We start from the raw sequence: 17,706 nt of genomic DNA on the forward strand, positions 1-17,706 counted from the left end.
AATATCATTAAAAGAAGAAGGGAGGCTACGTTCATGTACTACAACACTTCATTCGAAAACGATCAACCTGTAGGCCGTCTATAATCTAAGACGGGCATCCATATAACAAATGCACCATGCCTCGTCTTAGGGAATAAATCATAACCCTAAAAATAGACGGAGGTCATTCAAATGAAACAAACCATTTTAGGAGCTATATGTTTATCACTAGCAGCAAGTATTTGGGGCGGTATGTACGTCGTTAGTAAATACGTACTCGACTTTATTCCGCCACTTACACTCGTTTGGCTACGCTTTATTATCGCTTTTGTTGTTTTATATGCGATTTTGAAAACAACTGAAAAAAAGAAAAAGAAAAAAGTAACCATACACAAAAAAGATTGGCTATTATTCGCTTGGATTGGATTCATCGGGTATTTCATTTCGATCACATGTCAATTTATCGGAACGAAATTATCCGATGCTCATACAGGCTCCTTAGTGACATCAGCTACACCTGCATTTATGGTTATATTTGCAGCGCTCCTTTTAAAAGAGAAACTAACTGCTCGTAGACTTTTATCAACTATAATAGCGACAATCGGTGTCATTATCGTTATCGGATGGGATATTGAAATCGGCTCCTATTTTATCGGTACAATCATTTTAGTTGGAGCCGCTATTACGTGGGCTTTACTATCCATTTATGTAAAAATCGCTTCCGCTCGATTTTCATCTTTAATTATTACAACGTACGCAATATTCTTTTCACTCTTTTTCATTACACCGTGCATGGTATGGGAATTCCAAACAAATCCTATTGAACATATGAACATGTACGTATTATTAGGCGTACTCTATTTAGGAATCGTCTCAACCGCAGGTGCATTTTTTCTTTGGAATAAAGGATTAGAATTAATGGATGCTAGCATCGGTTCATTATTTTTCTTCTTCCAACCTATCGTCGGTTCAATACTTGGCTGGCTCCTATTAAATGAGACGTTAAGTAGTAACTTTTTCATTGGTGGTATCCTTATTATATGCAGTGTTATAATTACTACTTTTGAAAAGCAAAAATAGTATAAAAAAACAGGCAGAGACTTAGTCTCTGCCTGTTCGCATAATTGGGTCTTGGTCGTGAAAACCGATGCAAATTGGTATATTACTTTGCAAACCGCTACATGCAATTTACGCAGTCCAATGCGCAGGGCGGGATAACAATTCCGGCAATTTCGTATGTTTATCCCCTTTCGCCGCATTAATTTGAACTTGCGTAAGAAAAATACTATTTGTAAAGTCTGCTCCGCGAATATCTGCATCTCGCAAATCTGCCCCGATAAGATCTGCTCCTCGTAGGTCTGCACCATTTAAGTTAGCCGCAATTAAATATGCTCCTCTGAAATTCGCTCCCTGTAAATTTTTCTTTTTAAGATTCGCTCCCATAAGGTCTGCTCCGCGGTGAATGATTCGTTTCTTACGCGCAGCATTCATTTCCTTCCATACTAATTCGCTCGTTTCTAAAAGGAGAATGTTCACTTCTGCTCTGTGCACCGGGACATATATTTCCATTAACTCATCTGGACTTAAATTCGAAAGTCGCTCTGTCTCTTCAATTGCTTCCTTTAATTCTTTATGAATTGACTGCGTCGCCTTTAAAAGAATAGCCTCATTCAAATACCAAAGCATTTCATGAAGCTGATGCATAACTGGAAAAGCATCATACATTTTCCTTGCATGCCCGGCATCTTTCCGCCAATCAATCCCTTTAAACGTAACTTGAGAAATCTTTTGCCCAGCACCGAAACATTCAAATACTGTACAGCCTTTATAGCCATTTCCTCTAAGATTTTTATGTATACTACATTTAAAATCTGATTGTAAATTGGAACATGGTTTACCACCATCTTTATTTACCGCAAAATCTACCGATGCTGCGAACGGTAACGCTACACAACATAAACCAAAGCATTTTTCGCAGTTTGCTTTTAAATGATCGTTATGATTAGTCAAAATCTATACCCCCTGTTGTCCTTTGACTATTTCATAATATTCCAACTGCACTAAATAATCAATTTTAAAATAAATAGACCTATTTCATTTCAAACAACAACATAATCCTTTTATTTCTTTTCATTTAAAAAGGACATCCACTACAATGTTAATTATAATTAAATTAAGAACTTTCAAATAACGAGGAGGATTACGATGGCATTAGAAATGAAAACAAACTGTCAAATTTGCGACCATTCCCTTCAGCCTGATTCTGAAGCATACATATGCGTGTATGAATGTACATTTTGTGCACCATGTACAGAGGAAAGACAAAATGTTTGCCCGAATTGTGGCGGTGAGTTAGTACGTAGGCCGAAAAAGAAATAATAAAAAGGCAAAAACGAACAGGAATATGTTCATTTTTGCCTTTTTATTTAACTATTAAAATTACTTCTATTATTGATTCAAATGATTTTTAACTGCTCTTATAACCAATTCATGATCTACTTCTGGTGGTAATCCTGAGACTGTTATCATTCCAATAACCCCTACATTTTTTATTTGGATAGGAAAACATCCACCAAACGCAGCATATTCCGAGCCATCTAAACGGTATTTTTCATGATATGGAACTCCGCTTATTTCACTTTCTATCTGCATATAATACGAGCTATGATTATGCAGGGAAACGACCCGTTTTTTACGCTCAATCCATTTCGTATTTTCCTCAGTTGTCCCCGTCATCTTGAAATGAAATAATTGCACACCATTTTTGGCTATATCAACAGCAATCAATTTCCCCTCTCGCTTTGCTGTTTCAACGATATATAAACCTAATTGCAAGGCATCTTCATTTGTAAAAGAGGAAAATTGAAGTGTTTCCTCCTCTATTAATATTTGTTTACTTATTTCACTCAAATTTGAAGTACTCATATCTTTAACCTCCCTAATTGTCTTATACCACATTGGCATTTTTTAGAATTACCAGATTCTATAGTACCGTAACGCTTGTTTTCTTCTTACTGGTGCTATTATGAATTATATTTAACACATTAAAAATGTATGTACTTTAAAGTGCTATAGGTACTAAACATTTAGTACAGGAATTGTCTATTTCTGTGATTAATTAGAATATATTAAGGTGTTTGCATTTTTGCCTTGCTACAATGCCCTTGCGAAAAGATACTATATTTTACTTATGTGAATACAAAAAAAGCAAAGCGCCCAAGCTTTGCTTCTTACAGAATCCCTTTTATTTTTTCACAAATCAACTTCGCTAAATACTCATAACCTTGTGGTCCAAAGTGTAAACCGTCTTTTTCATCATCTTCTACAAATTTTTTATAATGCTGTTCTTGAATCATTTCAGCATACAAATTTAAAAAATGACTTCCTGTTTCTTTCGCCACTTCCTCAACCACGTCTGCATATTGGCCGAGTACTTCATTCGTTCTATTATGCTGTCTTTCTTCATCAACTGGTGCAGGACTAATAAGTAATACTTTTTCCTGGTGAGATCGCACTTACAATTCCCTCTAAATTTTCTTTGTATGACTGTAATGGAACTGGATCAAATAACACCGAATCATTCGTACCGATAAAAACTGTTACAAAGTCTGGTTCATACGATAATACATCCTCTTCAATCCTTTGTAGCGCATCGAGCGTATTATCACCCGGAACACCCGCATTAACCACTTTCCAATTTGGAAACATCTCTTGCAAACGTGGTGTTAATCTCGGTGTTCCATCAAAAAATATTTCATCAGCTGTAATACTATCGCCAAAGCATACTAACGTTTTCATTAATCTAGCACTCCTTTTACGTATGAAACAGCTTTCCTTCTATCGCTTTCATATATCTTTCAGCAGAACGTTCCACTGCCTCATTTGCATTTTCTTTTACTACTCGGTGAAAAGCATTATATAAACGATTAAATTGTAACGGTTTCACTCGATTCGCCATTTCCTCAACTTTTCTCGCCGGTAATGGAATTAAGTTTGGATAGCTATACATGAAGCTTACCCACTGCTGATCCGCTACAACTTGAATGATATCACCTGTTAATAATATACCTTTCCCATCATTTCCTTCTTCCCAATGTAATACAGAACCGCCGCTAAAATGCCCTCCGAGACGATGTACAGTAATCCCATCTGCTAATTGTAAAGACTCACCAGACCAATAAATAATACGACTACTTGGACGCATCACCCACTCTTTATCGTCTTCATGTATATAAATTGGTACATCGAATGTTTCTGCCCATTCTACTTGCGTTGAATAATAATGCGGATGGGATAGTGCAATCGCATCTAATCCGCCCCACTCTTTTACCTTCTCAATTGTCGTGTCATCTAAATAAGTAATACAATCCCATAACAAACGATATGACTCTGTTTTTACTACAAATGCTGTTTGACCGATCGCAAATTCTGGTTTTGTCGTAATACTATAAAGCCCATTTTCTTCTTCTATAATTTCATTTTTATATGTATCACTCGTTTGCAAGTTTTCTAAACTCGTCCAAGACTGCCCTTTCGGATTAACATATTGTCTCTCCTCATCACAAATAACACAACTTACCGGTTCTTCCACACTCGCTGCATACTGCACGCCACACGTTGTACAAACGAAATTATTCATAGTCATTCCCCTATCTCTTTATTTTTTTATTAAGCTGATATTTGTTGATAGTTTTCTGCTTTTTTATTTTCAAGTGATACGCTTATAAGAGTAATAAAGTAGACAACTGTAACCGCCATAGGAATTACAATAAATCCTTTTTCCGCAAAAAGAATCCCACATACTGACGTTACTAATACAGTTCCTACTGATAAAAAACCATAACTTTTACTTTCATAAATCCATACATATGGTAAAAAATGAACACCTATTAACATTGCTACTACAAAAGGTAACCATTCTGGAAATTGAAAATATGCAAGTAACACTAACGGAATATTTAATACATTTATCCCACCAATTATTCCAGCTAAAGTCCCTAGCGAATTTCCTTTCGCAAACATATCAATTTTCAATATAGCAGCTATCATTAAGCCACAAGGAAATACACAGCCCATACCAATTAAATACACCCACACAACTTGTTTTTCTGAAAGAAGAATACCCGTTACACTCGCTACAATCCAAAACAAAATACCAGCTATTATAACAGGAATTCCCCTCTTCGTTCTTTGTGCTAAATCTCGTTTTGCTTCTGCTATGTTCATTTCACTATCTCCCCCAAACTATTTGTACTATAAAGCCGGCTCAATTTCGTTCATCCAATAACGCCAAGCTACTAAGTAATCTTCTAAATCTTTCGGGTGGTGTCTCAAACATGTATCTATACGCAAATATAAACCTATGACTATTTCCTCATATAAATCTCGTTCTTTTTTATGAAATATACATGGTTTTATCGCATAACCAATCACTTCTTTTGTTAAATCTTCCGGAGTTGAACAGAACGCGTAAATTAAATCATATAGAGGATCCCCTAACACTGGTAAAGGATCTATCACGCCATATAACTTATTTTCTTGAAATATAAAGTTATGGAATCCGCAATCACCATGTAATAAAAATGGCTGATTTACTCCGGCTTCCCTATTTGCTAGTTTAAGAACAATTCTATAATCTTCCTCACTTATGTAACGTCTTACATTTTCATAAGCTTCCATCACATTTGCCGTTAAAAATTCATTCCAAGATTGAACCGGACTTTCTTTCCATCCCCAGCCTTCTGCCCCTGGAACCATTTTATACTTATTGATAACTTCTTTTACAAGTGTACGAAGCGTACTTCGTTTATATCCTTGTTTACACGAAGTATTACCTTCAAGGAAAGAATACACGAAATATGTATGTAAAGGTTCCTTATACAAAAGCTTTGAAAATAAACTATTCTCCTCATAAAATGAGAGAAAATTAGCTTCTTCACGTATTACTTCCGCTTCATTCAGCTTTACTACATATTTTTCGTCCAACAAATATACAGTACTTGTCGTTCCTCCGTTCAACGCTTTTACGCTATTTGGATCATGTGAAATAACTTTCTCCTTAACTAGTTGTGCAGCAATTATTGAAATGTCCATTCTCTCACCCTTTAATTCCGAAGATTCCCTCAATTAAAAAGACAACTTTACTATTATTTGACAAACGAATAGGAAACCCCTTCCAAAATCTTAATATAACAAAAAATCATTTACTTTTATATTTCAAAAATAAGGAAATACTAACAACAACGTTACATACATATTAGGAGGACAATATGAAACCTGAATTTTTAAAAGCTATACATGAAGCGATTGGAAATGTTGAGCATATTCATATAGAAGAAAGTGGTGCAGATAGTTTACTCATTCATCACGATGATGCACAGCAATTAAAACAAGTTGCTGAAACGTTAGAAAACAATAATTTCCGCTCTACTATTAGAACAGCTGGGGATGCTTCGTATATTGAAGTGTTGAACAGGTAAGAAGAAGTCCAGGTTATATACTGGGCTTCATTCTTTTATATTGAAACTTCAAACTCTTTCACATACACCGCTGTTCCCGCAATATCTATTTGCAACTTCTCATTTTCTAAATCTTTCGTTACATAAACCGTTACACGACCATCTTTATTTATTTCCTGTCCTTGCTCAACGATTAACTCCAATTCATGGTCAAAATCTTTCTCCAAATACGTCGCATAATACGCTCCCATTACACCTGAAGCTGTTCCTGTCACAGGATCTTCAATCGTTCCAGCATAAGGTGATGAAAAATGACGACCGTGCATTTGCACCTGTTCATCATAAGTTTCTAGACAAACTGGATGGATAGAAGCCTTAGGTATTTCTTTTAATACCGATGGAAACGCCTCATTTTTAGGTTTCATTCTTTCACATGCATCTAGATTTTTAATCGGTACAATTACAGTCCAGTTCCCCGTACTTCCATATACAATTGGTACACTTGCATCTAAATCAGTTACTTCTAACCCGATACTATGAGCTAATTCTTCTTTTGAACCTGCAAAATCTTTAAACTGAGGTGCTGCCTGCCTCATTTTAATAAAGGTTTCTCCATTTTCATTTGCACCTATTTGTATTGGTAAAATACCTGCCTTCGTTTCAATCGTACGGTTTGTTTTTTCTTCTAATAAACCTCTTTCACGCAAGGCATATATATTGCCAACTGTCCCATGACCACATAAATCCATTTCAAACCCTGGTGTAAAATAGCGCATTCTTATATCTGCTACTTCTGAAGAAAGAACGAAAGATGTTTCGTTAAATCCAACTTTTTCAGCAATACGCTGCATGTCCTCTTCCGTTAATCCATACGCCTCTAATACAATACCTGCTGGATTTCCCATATTTGGTTTATTCGTAAATGCGTCGTAATGAAATACGTTTATAGTCTTCATTTTTCATCCCCTTATTTGTTCGTTTCATTATTTTTATAATAAATAAGAAAATCTGCCCACTTACCATTCCCCATAGAAAATGCCTCTCTCGTACATTCAAATGAAAAACCAGCTCTTTCTGCTAGACGAATAGATGGCTCATTATCGATATGTATATGTAATTCGATTCTATGAAATTGAAGGCCATTAAAAAATAACGGCAGCGCAGCTATTACACTTTCTGCTCCGTATCCATTTTTCCAATGTTGATTATGAATAGAGTAACCCATCATCGCCCATTGATAGTCCATACGTAAAATTTTTATAAGTTCTAGCTTTCCAATATTGGCGCCATCTTCTTTCTGAAAAATACCTAGAACGTACATTTCATCCCGTCTTGCCGCCTCATCAAATCCTCTTATCCATTCCGTAAACCATTCTTTCGTTGAAGACGACATGTCATGATAGCCATCATCGTATTTATATTGAGATGGTAACCTCTTATTGAATCCATCTAACCAACTTTCATAATCCTCTTTTTGAAATGGACGAATAATCAGTCTCTCTGTCTCTACTTGTAATAGTGGCAGCTTCATTTATATCTCTTCCTTTAATTGTTAATTGAATATTCTTTATTATCTTACACAAAATACAAAATCTAGTAAATCATTATGTTTTTTATAAACAAAAATCCAGTTATGCTTTTTACATAACTGGATTCTTCATTATTTAATAACCTTTTATTTCACAAGAAAAACATCCCTTAATTCCCTCTTCAACACTTTCCCTAAAGCGTTTTTCGGTAATTCGTCCATAAATACAACTTCTGGTATTTTATAGCTTGCTAGTTTTTCTTTACAATGCTGAATAATCTCTTCTTCTGTTAAAGACGTTTGAATATCCTTTACAATATAAGCTGTTGGAACCTCCCCCCAAAAGTCATTTGGAATCCCAACTACTGCAACTTCTAAAACACCATTTATTTCATGAATTACATCTTCTACTTGATCTGGATATACGTTGTCACCACCGCGAACGATAACGTCTTTATATCTTCCCATAATATGTAGAAACCCATCATCATCTATCATACCGGCATCACCCATGTTAAACCAATTATCTTTTACTACCTTCTTTGTCGCCATTTCATTATTCCAATATCCTTTAAACATGTACGGGCTTCTTACGTGGATCTCTCCAACTTCATTTGTTGTTAGCTCATCACCTGTTTCTGGATGAACAATTTTCAGCTCTACATGTTTCAAAGTTTTCCCTACAGAAGACATTTTTTCTTTTCCCATATTTGGATGCCAAGAAGTTACTACCCAACCTTCTGTACTCCCATAACCTTGCACCATATAAATACCTTTTTCCATATATTTTTGAATGAGTGTTTCTGGCACCTTTGTACCACCACTTTGCGCTACTTTAAAGGCCAAAATGTTGCGCTCTTTTTTATCTAATTCATCAAGCATGTAACTATAAACAGCTGGGAACGCAAGCATTGTAGTAATTTTCTCTTCTTCAATCTTATCCCAAATAAGAGTAGGATTCGAATCAGCTAAAAAGACCATCGTAACGCCATGATAAATACAATTTAAAATAGAAAGCACGCCACTCATATGAAACAATGGGTGCACTGATAAAAAGCGTTCACCTGCTGGAATTTCTCTTTGCCCCGCAATTTCAGTAAAATAATGATGTAAGTTTTTATGACCAATTACACATGCTTTTGCCTGTCCAGTCGTTCCTGAAGTAAATAAGTAAATGGCATCATCATCTTCATGAACTTCCACATTCGGATCTGTTATTGGCTGTTCCTTTAATTTTAATTCAAATGAGCCAAATCCTTCTTTTGTCGTCTCAATTACATAAGGAATTTCTTTAACTGCATTAATCTTTAATACAACTTCACTAAATTCATCATCAATAACTAATACTTTTAATCTCGCTTCTTTTACAATCGATTCTAATTCATAAGCAGTAAGCTGATGATTAAGCGGAATAAATACCGCTCCAATTTTTAAGCTTGCCATCATAACGCTTGGAAACGGATGATTATTTTTGCATAGAATTCCTATACGATCCCCTCTTTTCACACCGGTATGTAACAAATAATGTGCAAGCTGATTTACTCGTTCATTATACTGCTGAAACGAATACCTTTTCTCTCCACCGATAAGCGCTTCCAAATTTGGTGACTGCATTGCTCTTTTTTGTAATAATTGTCGCATCGTTCTCAAGTAAAACTCCCCTTTATATATGTTAGGTTTTTTATTTTACCAGATTAACTATTAATTTACTAAAGATTAAACTTAGTGAATATAAAACAAATAAAAAATAGCCATCTACTAATCAAGTAAATGGCTATTTTTCCTTATATACTAGAATACTTCTTATTCATAACATATTGCACATACTCAGGTGCACTTTTATTAATCTCTTCATCACTGATTTCATATTCTGCTCCATATAAATAAAATGATGGTATAAATTCCATTCCTGTATATAAGCTTGTAGCGTGGAATGGTTTCGTTAATTCATCCATTGTAATTCCGCTATTTTTATAGTCTTTTTCTAAGCCACCCATAGAAATAGCTAAACCAAATTCTTTCCCCTTCACTTTATCCCCTTTTGATCCGTAGGCAAATCCATATGTTAATACATCATCGAACCATTTTTTTAATAATGGTGGTGAGCTATACCAGTAGAGTGGAAATTGAAATATATATCGGTCGTGCTCTACTAACAGCTTTTGTTCTTCTTCAATATTAAATTCCCAATTTGGTGCCACTTTATATAATTCATGCACCGTTATTTCATCTGGATATTTCTCAAGTTCTTCTACCCATCTTTTATTAATTCGAGACTTTTCAATATCAGGATGTGCTACAATTACAAGTGTTTTCATATATTTTCTTCCCCCTTATAAATAATTCAAACGCTTTAGTATTAGTATGAATGAGTCACATATAATTGAAAAGTACGTACTTTAAAGTGCTATAGGAACCTTAAAGTACCTTTGGAGGTGTTATATGAATCAAAATGATAATTGCCCAATCGCAACGACACTCGACGTGATCGGTGGAAAATGGAAAATTCATATTTTATGTGTTTTGGCGGATGGAAAAATGCGAACAAATGAAATAAAACGAGAAATTCCAAACATTACACAAAAAGTTCTCACACAGCAACTTCGGCAACTTGAGGCTGATGGGATTATCCATCGTACTGTATATCAAGAAGTACCACCAAAGGTTGAGTACACAATAAGCGAACATGGAAAATCTTTAATGCAAATTATGGATGAACTATTTGAATGGGGAAAAGACCATCAGATCAAAAGATTACATGACTAAAAAAACTACCAAATTCTTTACATACTAGTGGGAATGGCACATCACTATCAAGCTAACAAAAAGACCCTAATAAGAAAACCTTCATTTTTATAATCCATTTAAACTTTAGCTTGATAGTGATACGGCAAGACCCTAATAAAGAAATGTATTAAACAAATTAAAAACAACAACACATACGACTAATGTTAATAAGAAAATTATAGTCGCTGAATTGCTTACTTAATTTTGAAATCTAAACAGTTACCCTTTAAGCCAAGCTTAATAATATCGCTTTTGTACGATTATCTGTTACTTCATAATAAATTTCTAACCCTTTCCGAGTACCTGTAACGACCTTTGTAGCTTTTAGTTTAGATAAATGTTGACTAATTGTACTTTGAGGCATTTGTAATGTTTCATACATTGTCGTTACGTTAATAGGACCTTTTGCAAGCATTATTTTTACTAATGATAAACGGACAGGATGTGCTAATACCTTCAATACTTCAGTGATTTCTTCATACATTTCTTTCATATTTTTTCTCCCCTTTTATATATAATTCGAAAGGATATACGATTTTATGTCCGTCATTTTAAAAAAATGTTAAAAAATATCTTCAGATGGAAGGAATCTCCCCTCCGTTCAATATTCTATAGATTTTTCTTTCACTAAATATTATATGGTAGGAGCTTTCCTTACTGAGACCCTCTGCCATTGTTCTCTTGCTGATGTCCATTATTCCCTTGGGACCCTCTACCGTTGTTCTCTTGCTGATTCCCATTATTTCCTTGTGATTCTCTTCCTTTGTTCCCTTGCCCATTCCCATTATTCCCTTGCGATTCTCTTCCGTTATTCCCTTGCCCATTCCCATTATTCCCTTGCGATTCTCTTCCGTTGTTCCCTTGCCCATTCCCATTATTCCCTTGCGATTCTCTTCCGTTGTTCCCTTGCCCATTTCCATTATTCCCTTGCGATTCTCTTCCGTTATTCTCTTGCTGATGCCCATTATTCCCTTGCGATTCTCTTCCGTTATTCTCTTGCTGATGCCCATTATTCCCTTGCGATTCTCTTCCATTGTTCCCTTGCTGGTTTCCATTATTCCCTTGGGACCCTCTTCCGTTGTTTCCTTGACCATTTCCATTATTTCCTTGTGACTCTCTTCCGTTGTTTCCTTGACCATTTCCATTATTTCCTTGTGATCCTCTTCCGTTGTTTCCTTGACCATTTCCATTATTTCCTTGTGACCCTCTTCCGTTGTTCTCCTGCTGATTCCCATTATTTTCTTTTATTTGCTTCGGTTGTTGTTCATTAGATTGCTTTTGTTCTATATGCTCTTTCTTCTCGTTGCTTTCTTCTTTTACAGGAGATGCGTCCGATGATGCATCAGAAGATGACTTTTGTTGTTCTTGATTAGACGGAGGTGCAGGTGGAGTAAGCGATTTTTGCTTCTCATTCTCTTGTTCTATATAAACGCCCGTTCCAACCCCTGCTTTCTTGGCATCCTCCCGCATTTGCATCGTACTGCTTTGATATTCAACTGTAATATGTTTTATCTCATACTCTTTCTTTAATTCTTGCATAGCCTTTTCCAACTGAGGTTCTAGCGACTTGTCCTTTGCAACAGCTGTTAGCATAACTTGCTTATCATTCGTTAAGTACTTATCCTCTTGACTCTGCTTTATAATAGTGCGTATCACATCTTGCAGATGCTTATTTTCCCACCCTTTCATTTCTTTTAAAATACGCCTTCCGTCATCATTACAAGCCCGCAAATCTATAACACGAAGATCTTCCGTTACGCTCGCCTCTAAACTTGGATTTATATCAACTGAGACATAAGCAAACACTTTTTCTTCTGGTTGATTGTAGAAGAACAGCAATACGCATAGAAAACCAGCAACAATTACTGTTGTAGGCTTTAAGAAAGGTGGCATTGAAAAACGCGGTGCTCTTTGCTCTTGTTCGTTAAACGAGATTTCCTCTCCAATCATGTAAGAGTGTACTTTTCTTTTAAACGTAATAAACTCTCCATTTGGAGTTAAAACAACTACGTTATGTTTCTTTATATCCATCACAATTCCTTTATTCATCATGCTTCTCCCCTCTTATATAATCCAGAATATATGTATAGTTGTTTGCAAAGATAATACACATCGCAATAATGTATTTTCGATGTCGCTCCAACGTTTTACGACTTACCCTAACACGTGGTTCAATATGTTTAAGGGGTAACTTTTTCTTTCGGAACAGCTCTTCCATCATTTTCTCGTCTTTTATAATAATCTTTACAATTTCTATTAAGTGCTCACGCGTATCACGATGCTTAGGGGATTCCTTAGCAAGCTCTGAAAATGTGATTTTAAACTCAGCTAGCACACTTTGAAAATGAAGAATTTCCTCCTTACGGTTACTATTTTCCATCTCTTTCATATACTCCGTAAGCGATACTTGTATTTCTAATATTTCCTCTTGCTTATCTTCTTTTAAAAAGACAAGATTATGCTTAGACTCCTTGCGTATATAGTCAATTACATCTCTTTTTATAAGAAGATCAGCAAACGCTAGAAAAGATTTTCCTTTTTTATATGAATACTGTTCAATTGCTTCGTTAAACGCAAACAATCCAATACTATATTCATCATCCTGTTCTGTAATGTACCTGCGGCAGACAGACGAGATTGATTTTCTAATAAACGGCTGATACTGTACGATAAAAGCTTCCTTATCTCCTCCGTTGTTTTGTATGTTAAATACGATATCTTCTATTTTCGTTTTTTTTAAGATTTTCATTACTAAACTCAACACTAGTAATCTCCCTGCCTCCTTCTGCTTCAAATAGCAAAATGACCACTAAACAAGTGACCATTTAACCACATTTTCTTAGTACTTTTCTTTGGGCTTGTCTTCTTGCTGGTGCTCATATTTTTCGAGGCCGACTTTTTATATGACTATTTTTTCCACTTGTACTAAAGTGAAGTCTGTATTTTGTATTACTTTCTTGTTTTCTTTTGCAATACCACTTGTTCTTCTTGCTCTTTTCTATTTTAGCTGCAATCTTTGAATAACTCTTCGCTATATTTTTGGTAATTTTAGCTTTTTCTTTCATTTGTTTTCTTCTACTTATATATATTCGAAGGGACAAATAATTTTATGGGGGTCAAAAAATTTTTTTTTATAAAATAGTTATTTTTTCAAAAATAAAAACCATCAATTGGAAGAAACTCGTTATAACTCCTCCTTATGGTAATTCCTTTGTAAACCTTTTTATTTAAATGTACAATTGTATTAAAAGCCTAAAATTTCAGAATCGGAGGGCGACGTCATGAAAAGTTTTGGTACGTTAGTAATCTCTACCGTCATTTCAGCAGGCTTAGTGTATTATAATATCGATTCCTTTTATAATAAATTTACATCCGGGAATACATATTACTGGGTAAACGGTATCCTAGCTGCTGGATTCCTTATATCCTTAATTATTAACATAAAAGATATCATCAAGAAAAACTACACAACTTCTGAATCAAATTAAGGAGCCTATTATGGTTCCTTTTTCTATGCAAAATAAAAAAGCAGCTGTTAAGCTACTTTGAATTCTTCTTATCCCCAAATGAAATGATATATATTCTCCCATTACACGTTCATTAATTCCAGCGATCCTAGCGAATCTCATTAAGTCCGCCCCTTGAAGAAAATACACCGAGATCGTAACTGGTACTTGTGACCACATGAATTGATAAAGCTCATTCACTCTCTGATTCGTCGAAACGATTAAATCATTTACAGGTCCATGATTCCATGCAGAGGTTTGAACTGAAGTGAACGGAAGGTCTTTCCCATTAACCACTATTCTTACCACACTTTGAGTTATGTCCACAACAATCCCCTCCACCATTACAAAATTTAAGCCTGTTTCTATACTCATATTCTTGATTAATAATAAATGTTTAAGGCAAACCCCTATTTTCATTTCTACTCAAAAACAATTTAAATGATTCTTCTTTATTTCTCAATATAAGGAGCCTTGGATTTTCATTAAAACTCCTGTAGTATATGAACAAAGAGTAAGGTAAGAGTTACTCTTTGCCATTTTAGGAAAGGTTCTGTTGGAGACAACAGGACCTTTTTTCGTAAAGAGATGGTTTTGTTTAATTTCTCACCACTAACCACAAAAAAATATCTTATAATCGTTATATAATAAATTAAAATAATAGATTAGGAGTAGATCAAATGCCAGTTACACTAGAACTTATTCTTTTCATTCTTCTAGCAATTAGCGCTATTGGCTATTTAGTAAAAGAATTTCAAAAAACTAGGAAAAGAACACTTGGAATTTCACTAGAATTCTTGGTTCTTTTCTGGTCAATATGGAGAATATCGACTATCATAATCTGATTTTTAAAACATGAATTCCTTCGAATAAAAATCAACATTATGTCCATAATGTTGATAGGCTGTATGCCAAAATCCATTTAGTTTTCTCTGTATCTCCTTGTATTGAGCAGTTAGTTTTTGCTAGCTGCTCTTTTATTTATGAAAAAAGATAAGATTCTTTAGAATGATTCTTCTTTATTTCTCAATATAAGGAGCCTTGGATTTTCATTAAAACTCCTGTAGTATATAAACAAAGAGTAAGGTAAGAGTTACTCTTTGCCATTTTAGGAAAGGTTCTGTTGGAAACAGCGGAACCTTTTTTCGTGATTTAAAGGTACTAAGACAAAATGAAATATTTACCATGAAGATAATTGTTAAATATTTTACGCTTATACAGTATAATGGGATAGTTATTGTGTATTGGCATTAAGAGGAGCGTCCTGATTAAGCGCTTCTCTTTTTTTATAAAATAGCTCCAAATCACTTGGACACATTTACCAGTTTATTCAACACAAATATCATGTTAAAATCCCTTGTGAATACGACATAACTCAACTTGGTGAAGCCCTGTAATATTTCCTATAGGGCTTCTTTTTTTACAAGCAGTTATTTCATTACGCTGACTACCTTGTTGTGCAAAATAACGATTTTGTTCACTTTTTTGATACATTTATAAAACATTCATATGTTATCTTCAGTAAGTTCTATTTCCTTTATAATATTGTGTGAAGTATACCAACGAACGAAGCCTAAAAAACTCTAATGAAGTGATGAAAAAACCTAATTTCTCTACAAAACATTGAGAAATTAGGCTTTTTAATAGAAAAAGTAGCATTCATAAACAATGAATACAGTTTAACTCTTCAATTCTATTTTCACAGATTCATATATTCTTCTAAAGTCAGTTTTTCCTTATATATATTTTCAGCAATATCTCCTACATAGCGAATATGCCAAGGTTCATATGCATAACCCGTAATACTTTCCTTCCCCTTAGGATAACGAATGATAAACCCTGCACGATGCGCGTTTTCTTTCAGCCATTTTCCTTCCTTCGTATTCGCAAAGGATAGCTCTAGTTCATTGTTCGCACTTTTAGAAGAAACATCCATCGTTAACCCTGTTTGATGTTCGCTATGCCCTGGCTTTGCAGAGAAGCGATCCGTATGCTCTTGCCCTTTCTTTTTAACATTGTTGGCATACAGACCTTTTTGATACTCATAGGAACGAAATCCTGAAACAGCATTCAACTGGATCCCATCTTGCTTAGCTAAAAGGAATAGTTTTTCTAACGCTTCCGCTGCTTCTTTACGAAGATGACTCTTTTCTACCGTTCCACTAAATGAGAACGGTACATTTGGTACAACTAAATCCTCTGGCATATAGTCTTCGGGTAAACCATATTCCTTATTTACTACAGCCTGTATACTAGCAAAGGAACTTGCTATCTTATTTGAGGTCCCATTTTGCTTACTATTTTTTTTTTTATTTATGGAGTTTTCACTAGTTTCATGGTTTGTCTTATATGGTTCTTTACCAATAGATATATTGGTGTAAATGATAAAGATACCTAACATTACTACTATACAAGTTAAGGTTCCTACTAATTTAAGTCTCATCATTCATTTCCTTCCTGCAACTCCTACTGTTACTCATTCATCATACTTCAACCATATCAAATCCATATTAATTCCCTGTGAACTTTTCTTCATAACGTATTCCTTAATAGATTGATAGTATATCTTCCCTTTCTTTTGGCACCCTTAAAATATCAGCTCTATTCATACATGTAGAAAAATAATCTAAAAATTTGTATAATAAGATAAGAAGTGTAGCATTCTATTATAGAAAGGTCTTGGTATAATGCTAGGTATTGATGTCAAAAAAACAAAAGAAGAGTTAATTATTTCATGGCAATTTGCGGAGGTCACGATTCCATTACGTGATGTGATTGAGGTTACCGAAGATGCTACCTATGCGGGTGTTGAAGAACCAAGTGCAATCCGTATCGGAACAGCATATGGGACAACTGATCGTATATTAATTAGAACTGTAAAACAAAATTATGTATTATTTACTACGAATAAAGTGTCGATTTTAAACGCAATTCACGCGTAACAATGAGTAGATAAACGCGCTTAAACAAAGTTCAAGTGAAATAAAAAGGTGCAAAGTCATAGAATTGACTTCGCACCTTTTTTAAAACAATCTATATGAATGAAAATTCCCTTTAACATTTCAGTAAGGCCAAAGCCACTTCTGTCACACCATACTACTTTGTGTCCCATTTATCTAAATTGAAGAGATAACGCTCTCTTTTTTTGATAAAATTATCTCTATAATGATAGCAGGAAAGGATTTGTTGCTTTATCACGGCAGAAAAAACACAGTTTGTAAAAAAAGAGCATTATATCCCCCAGTTCTCTATGAGACCTTTTGAAATAGCTAAGGGATTTTGTCTCACAGTGAATTTAGAAGCTGACACTTTGGAAGCTAAGGAAAAGAAAACAGGGAATTATTACAACAACTCAAAAATAATCAAATAGATTAAAATACTGTAAATAGGACTAAATTATTAACATAAAAATAAGCACATCTTGTAAAAAAACAGATGTGCTTATTTT

General features: G+C 34.6%; 19 protein-coding genes and 2 pseudogenes. 6 read left to right on the top strand and 15 right to left on the bottom strand.

Annotated elements, in window-relative coordinates; translation table 11 throughout:
- The first annotated feature begins 171 nt into the window (after window positions 1–171).
- Window positions 172–1,059, top strand: coding sequence for a DMT family transporter (locus tag MKY70_RS17525; protein WP_341025380.1), 888 nt, complete (start codon window positions 172–174; stop codon window positions 1,057–1,059).
- Window positions 1,060–1,167: 108 nt separating this feature from the next.
- Here MKY70_RS17525 and MKY70_RS17530 read toward each other — a convergent pair whose 3' ends face one another.
- Window positions 1,168–1,989: a pentapeptide repeat-containing protein gene (locus MKY70_RS17530; RefSeq protein WP_341025382.1), complete on the bottom strand. Its 822-nt coding sequence runs from the start codon at window positions 1,987–1,989 to the stop codon at window positions 1,168–1,170.
- 195 nt (window positions 1,990–2,184) lie between these two features.
- Between MKY70_RS17530 and MKY70_RS17535 the strand changes: the two genes are divergently transcribed.
- The gene (locus tag MKY70_RS17535) at window positions 2,185–2,358 is read left to right on the top strand and encodes a DUF1272 domain-containing protein (protein WP_001162783.1); all 174 of its coding nucleotides are present in this window, start codon (window positions 2,185–2,187) and stop codon (window positions 2,356–2,358) included.
- A 69-nt stretch (window positions 2,359–2,427) separates the two neighbouring features.
- Here MKY70_RS17535 and MKY70_RS17540 read toward each other — a convergent pair whose 3' ends face one another.
- From MKY70_RS17540 to MKY70_RS17560, 5 genes and pseudogenes are all read right to left on the bottom strand, one after another.
- Window positions 2,428–2,904 carry a heme-degrading domain-containing protein gene (locus MKY70_RS17540; protein WP_002033314.1) on the bottom strand — a complete coding sequence of 159 codons (477 nt, stop codon included), beginning with the start codon at window positions 2,902–2,904 and terminating at the stop codon, window positions 2,428–2,430.
- A gap of 305 nt (window positions 2,905–3,209) precedes the next feature.
- Window positions 3,210–3,777, bottom strand: a pseudogene (locus MKY70_RS17545) (SGNH/GDSL hydrolase family protein).
- A 16-nt stretch (window positions 3,778–3,793) separates the two neighbouring features.
- On the bottom strand, window positions 3,794–4,618 hold the full coding sequence (locus tag MKY70_RS17550; protein WP_088031847.1) for an MBL fold metallo-hydrolase: 825 nt from the start codon (window positions 4,616–4,618) through the stop codon (window positions 3,794–3,796).
- A 29-nt stretch (window positions 4,619–4,647) separates the two neighbouring features.
- A complete protein-coding gene (locus tag MKY70_RS17555) occupies window positions 4,648–5,205 on the bottom strand; it encodes a DUF7010 family protein (protein WP_088031848.1) in 558 nt (185 codons plus the stop codon).
- Between the two features lie 27 nt (window positions 5,206–5,232).
- On the bottom strand, window positions 5,233–6,072 hold the full coding sequence (locus MKY70_RS17560) for a phosphotransferase (RefSeq protein ID WP_078176809.1): 840 nt from the start codon (window positions 6,070–6,072) through the stop codon (window positions 5,233–5,235).
- A 176-nt stretch (window positions 6,073–6,248) separates the two neighbouring features.
- Here MKY70_RS17560 and MKY70_RS17565 point away from each other — a divergent pair, with 176 nt between their 5' ends.
- Window positions 6,249–6,458: a hypothetical protein gene (locus MKY70_RS17565; protein ID WP_000801639.1), complete on the top strand. Its 210-nt coding sequence runs from the start codon at window positions 6,249–6,251 to the stop codon at window positions 6,456–6,458.
- A gap of 35 nt (window positions 6,459–6,493) precedes the next feature.
- Here the strand turns inward: MKY70_RS17565 and MKY70_RS17570 are convergent, their stop codons facing one another.
- The 4 genes from MKY70_RS17570 to MKY70_RS17585 all read right to left on the bottom strand — a co-directional run bounded on the left by MKY70_RS17570 (window position 6,494) and on the right by MKY70_RS17585 (window position 10,283).
- Window positions 6,494–7,393 carry a PhzF family phenazine biosynthesis isomerase gene (locus tag MKY70_RS17570; RefSeq protein WP_341025386.1) on the bottom strand — a complete coding sequence of 300 codons (900 nt, stop codon included), beginning with the start codon at window positions 7,391–7,393 and terminating at the stop codon, window positions 6,494–6,496.
- Window positions 7,394–7,404: 11 nt separating this feature from the next.
- Window positions 7,405–7,968 carry a GNAT family N-acetyltransferase gene (locus MKY70_RS17575; RefSeq protein ID WP_002190220.1) on the bottom strand — a complete coding sequence of 188 codons (564 nt, stop codon included), beginning with the start codon at window positions 7,966–7,968 and terminating at the stop codon, window positions 7,405–7,407.
- 144 nt (window positions 7,969–8,112) lie between these two features.
- Window positions 8,113–9,615 (bottom strand): class I adenylate-forming enzyme family protein, encoded by a 1,503-nt coding sequence (locus MKY70_RS17580; protein WP_341025388.1) that lies wholly within the window; start codon window positions 9,613–9,615, stop codon window positions 8,113–8,115.
- A gap of 134 nt (window positions 9,616–9,749) precedes the next feature.
- Window positions 9,750–10,283 (bottom strand): NAD(P)H-dependent oxidoreductase, encoded by a 534-nt coding sequence (locus MKY70_RS17585; protein WP_088031853.1) that lies wholly within the window; start codon window positions 10,281–10,283, stop codon window positions 9,750–9,752.
- A gap of 124 nt (window positions 10,284–10,407) precedes the next feature.
- Between MKY70_RS17585 and MKY70_RS17590 the strand changes: the two genes are divergently transcribed.
- Window positions 10,408–10,731 (top strand): winged helix-turn-helix transcriptional regulator, encoded by a 324-nt coding sequence (locus MKY70_RS17590; RefSeq protein WP_002033301.1) that lies wholly within the window; start codon window positions 10,408–10,410, stop codon window positions 10,729–10,731.
- 247 nt (window positions 10,732–10,978) lie between these two features.
- Here the strand turns inward: MKY70_RS17590 and MKY70_RS17595 are convergent, their stop codons facing one another.
- From MKY70_RS17595 to sigI, 3 genes are all read right to left on the bottom strand, one after another.
- Window positions 10,979–11,245, bottom strand: coding sequence for an ArsR/SmtB family transcription factor (locus MKY70_RS17595; protein ID WP_000661861.1), 267 nt, complete (start codon window positions 11,243–11,245; stop codon window positions 10,979–10,981).
- 161 nt (window positions 11,246–11,406) lie between these two features.
- Window positions 11,407–12,801, bottom strand: coding sequence for an anti-sigma factor domain-containing protein (locus MKY70_RS17600; RefSeq protein ID WP_341025391.1), 1,395 nt, complete (start codon window positions 12,799–12,801; stop codon window positions 11,407–11,409).
- Entirely contained in the window at window positions 12,794–13,516 is a 723-nt protein-coding gene (gene sigI / locus MKY70_RS17605; RefSeq protein ID WP_002128341.1) for an RNA polymerase sigma factor SigI, read from the bottom strand. Before sigI ends, MKY70_RS17600 begins: the two co-directional genes overlap by 8 nt.
- Before the next feature lie 517 nt (window positions 13,517–14,033).
- Here sigI and MKY70_RS17610 point away from each other — a divergent pair.
- On the top strand, window positions 14,034–14,240 hold the full coding sequence (locus tag MKY70_RS17610) for a hypothetical protein (protein ID WP_000834521.1): 207 nt from the start codon (window positions 14,034–14,036) through the stop codon (window positions 14,238–14,240).
- 68 nt (window positions 14,241–14,308) lie between these two features.
- Here MKY70_RS17610 and MKY70_RS17615 read toward each other — a convergent pair.
- Window positions 14,309–14,678: pseudogene (locus MKY70_RS17615) on the bottom strand (hypothetical protein).
- 1,279 nt (window positions 14,679–15,957) lie between these two features.
- Window positions 15,958–16,701 carry a M15 family metallopeptidase gene (locus tag MKY70_RS17620; protein WP_341026404.1) on the bottom strand — a complete coding sequence of 248 codons (744 nt, stop codon included), beginning with the start codon at window positions 16,699–16,701 and terminating at the stop codon, window positions 15,958–15,960.
- 244 nt (window positions 16,702–16,945) lie between these two features.
- On the opposite strand from MKY70_RS17620, the gene MKY70_RS17625 reads away from it, so the two are divergent.
- Entirely contained in the window at window positions 16,946–17,200 is a 255-nt protein-coding gene (locus MKY70_RS17625) for a SunI/YnzG family protein (protein WP_002035246.1), read from the top strand.
- Window positions 17,201–17,706 lie beyond the last annotated feature (506 nt).

The organism is Bacillus sp. FSL R9-9492 (assembly GCF_038007365.1).
Classification (GTDB): Bacteria; Bacillota; Bacilli; order Bacillales; family Bacillaceae_G; genus Bacillus_A; species Bacillus_A mycoides.

Coding starts and splice junctions, on each gene's coding strand:
- MKY70_RS17535 (WP_001162783.1), top strand. CDS start 2,185: ATGGCATTAGAAATGAAAACAAACTGTCAAATTTGCGACCATTCCCTT.
- MKY70_RS17625 (WP_002035246.1), top strand. CDS start 16,946: ATGCTAGGTATTGATGTCAAAAAAACAAAAGAAGAGTTAATTATTTCA.
- MKY70_RS17600 (WP_341025391.1), bottom strand. CDS start 12,801: ATGAATAAAGGAATTGTGATGGATATAAAGAAACATAACGTAGTTGTT.
- MKY70_RS17560 (WP_078176809.1), bottom strand. CDS start 6,072: ATGGACATTTCAATAATTGCTGCACAACTAGTTAAGGAGAAAGTTATT.
- MKY70_RS17540 (WP_002033314.1), bottom strand. CDS start 2,904: ATGAGTACTTCAAATTTGAGTGAAATAAGTAAACAAATATTAATAGAG.
- MKY70_RS17565 (WP_000801639.1), top strand. CDS start 6,249: ATGAAACCTGAATTTTTAAAAGCTATACATGAAGCGATTGGAAATGTT.
- MKY70_RS17620 (WP_341026404.1), bottom strand. CDS start 16,701: ATGAGACTTAAATTAGTAGGAACCTTAACTTGTATAGTAGTAATGTTA.
- MKY70_RS17585 (WP_088031853.1), bottom strand. CDS start 10,283: ATGAAAACACTTGTAATTGTAGCACATCCTGATATTGAAAAGTCTCGA.
- MKY70_RS17590 (WP_002033301.1), top strand. CDS start 10,408: ATGAATCAAAATGATAATTGCCCAATCGCAACGACACTCGACGTGATC.
- MKY70_RS17570 (WP_341025386.1), bottom strand. CDS start 7,393: ATGAAGACTATAAACGTATTTCATTACGACGCATTTACGAATAAACCA.
- MKY70_RS17555 (WP_088031848.1), bottom strand. CDS start 5,205: ATGAACATAGCAGAAGCAAAACGAGATTTAGCACAAAGAACGAAGAGG.
- MKY70_RS17550 (WP_088031847.1), bottom strand. CDS start 4,618: ATGAATAATTTCGTTTGTACAACGTGTGGCGTGCAGTATGCAGCGAGT.
- MKY70_RS17575 (WP_002190220.1), bottom strand. CDS start 7,968: ATGAAGCTGCCACTATTACAAGTAGAGACAGAGAGACTGATTATTCGT.
- MKY70_RS17525 (WP_341025380.1), top strand. CDS start 172: ATGAAACAAACCATTTTAGGAGCTATATGTTTATCACTAGCAGCAAGT.
- MKY70_RS17610 (WP_000834521.1), top strand. CDS start 14,034: ATGAAAAGTTTTGGTACGTTAGTAATCTCTACCGTCATTTCAGCAGGC.
- MKY70_RS17595 (WP_000661861.1), bottom strand. CDS start 11,245: ATGAAAGAAATGTATGAAGAAATCACTGAAGTATTGAAGGTATTAGCA.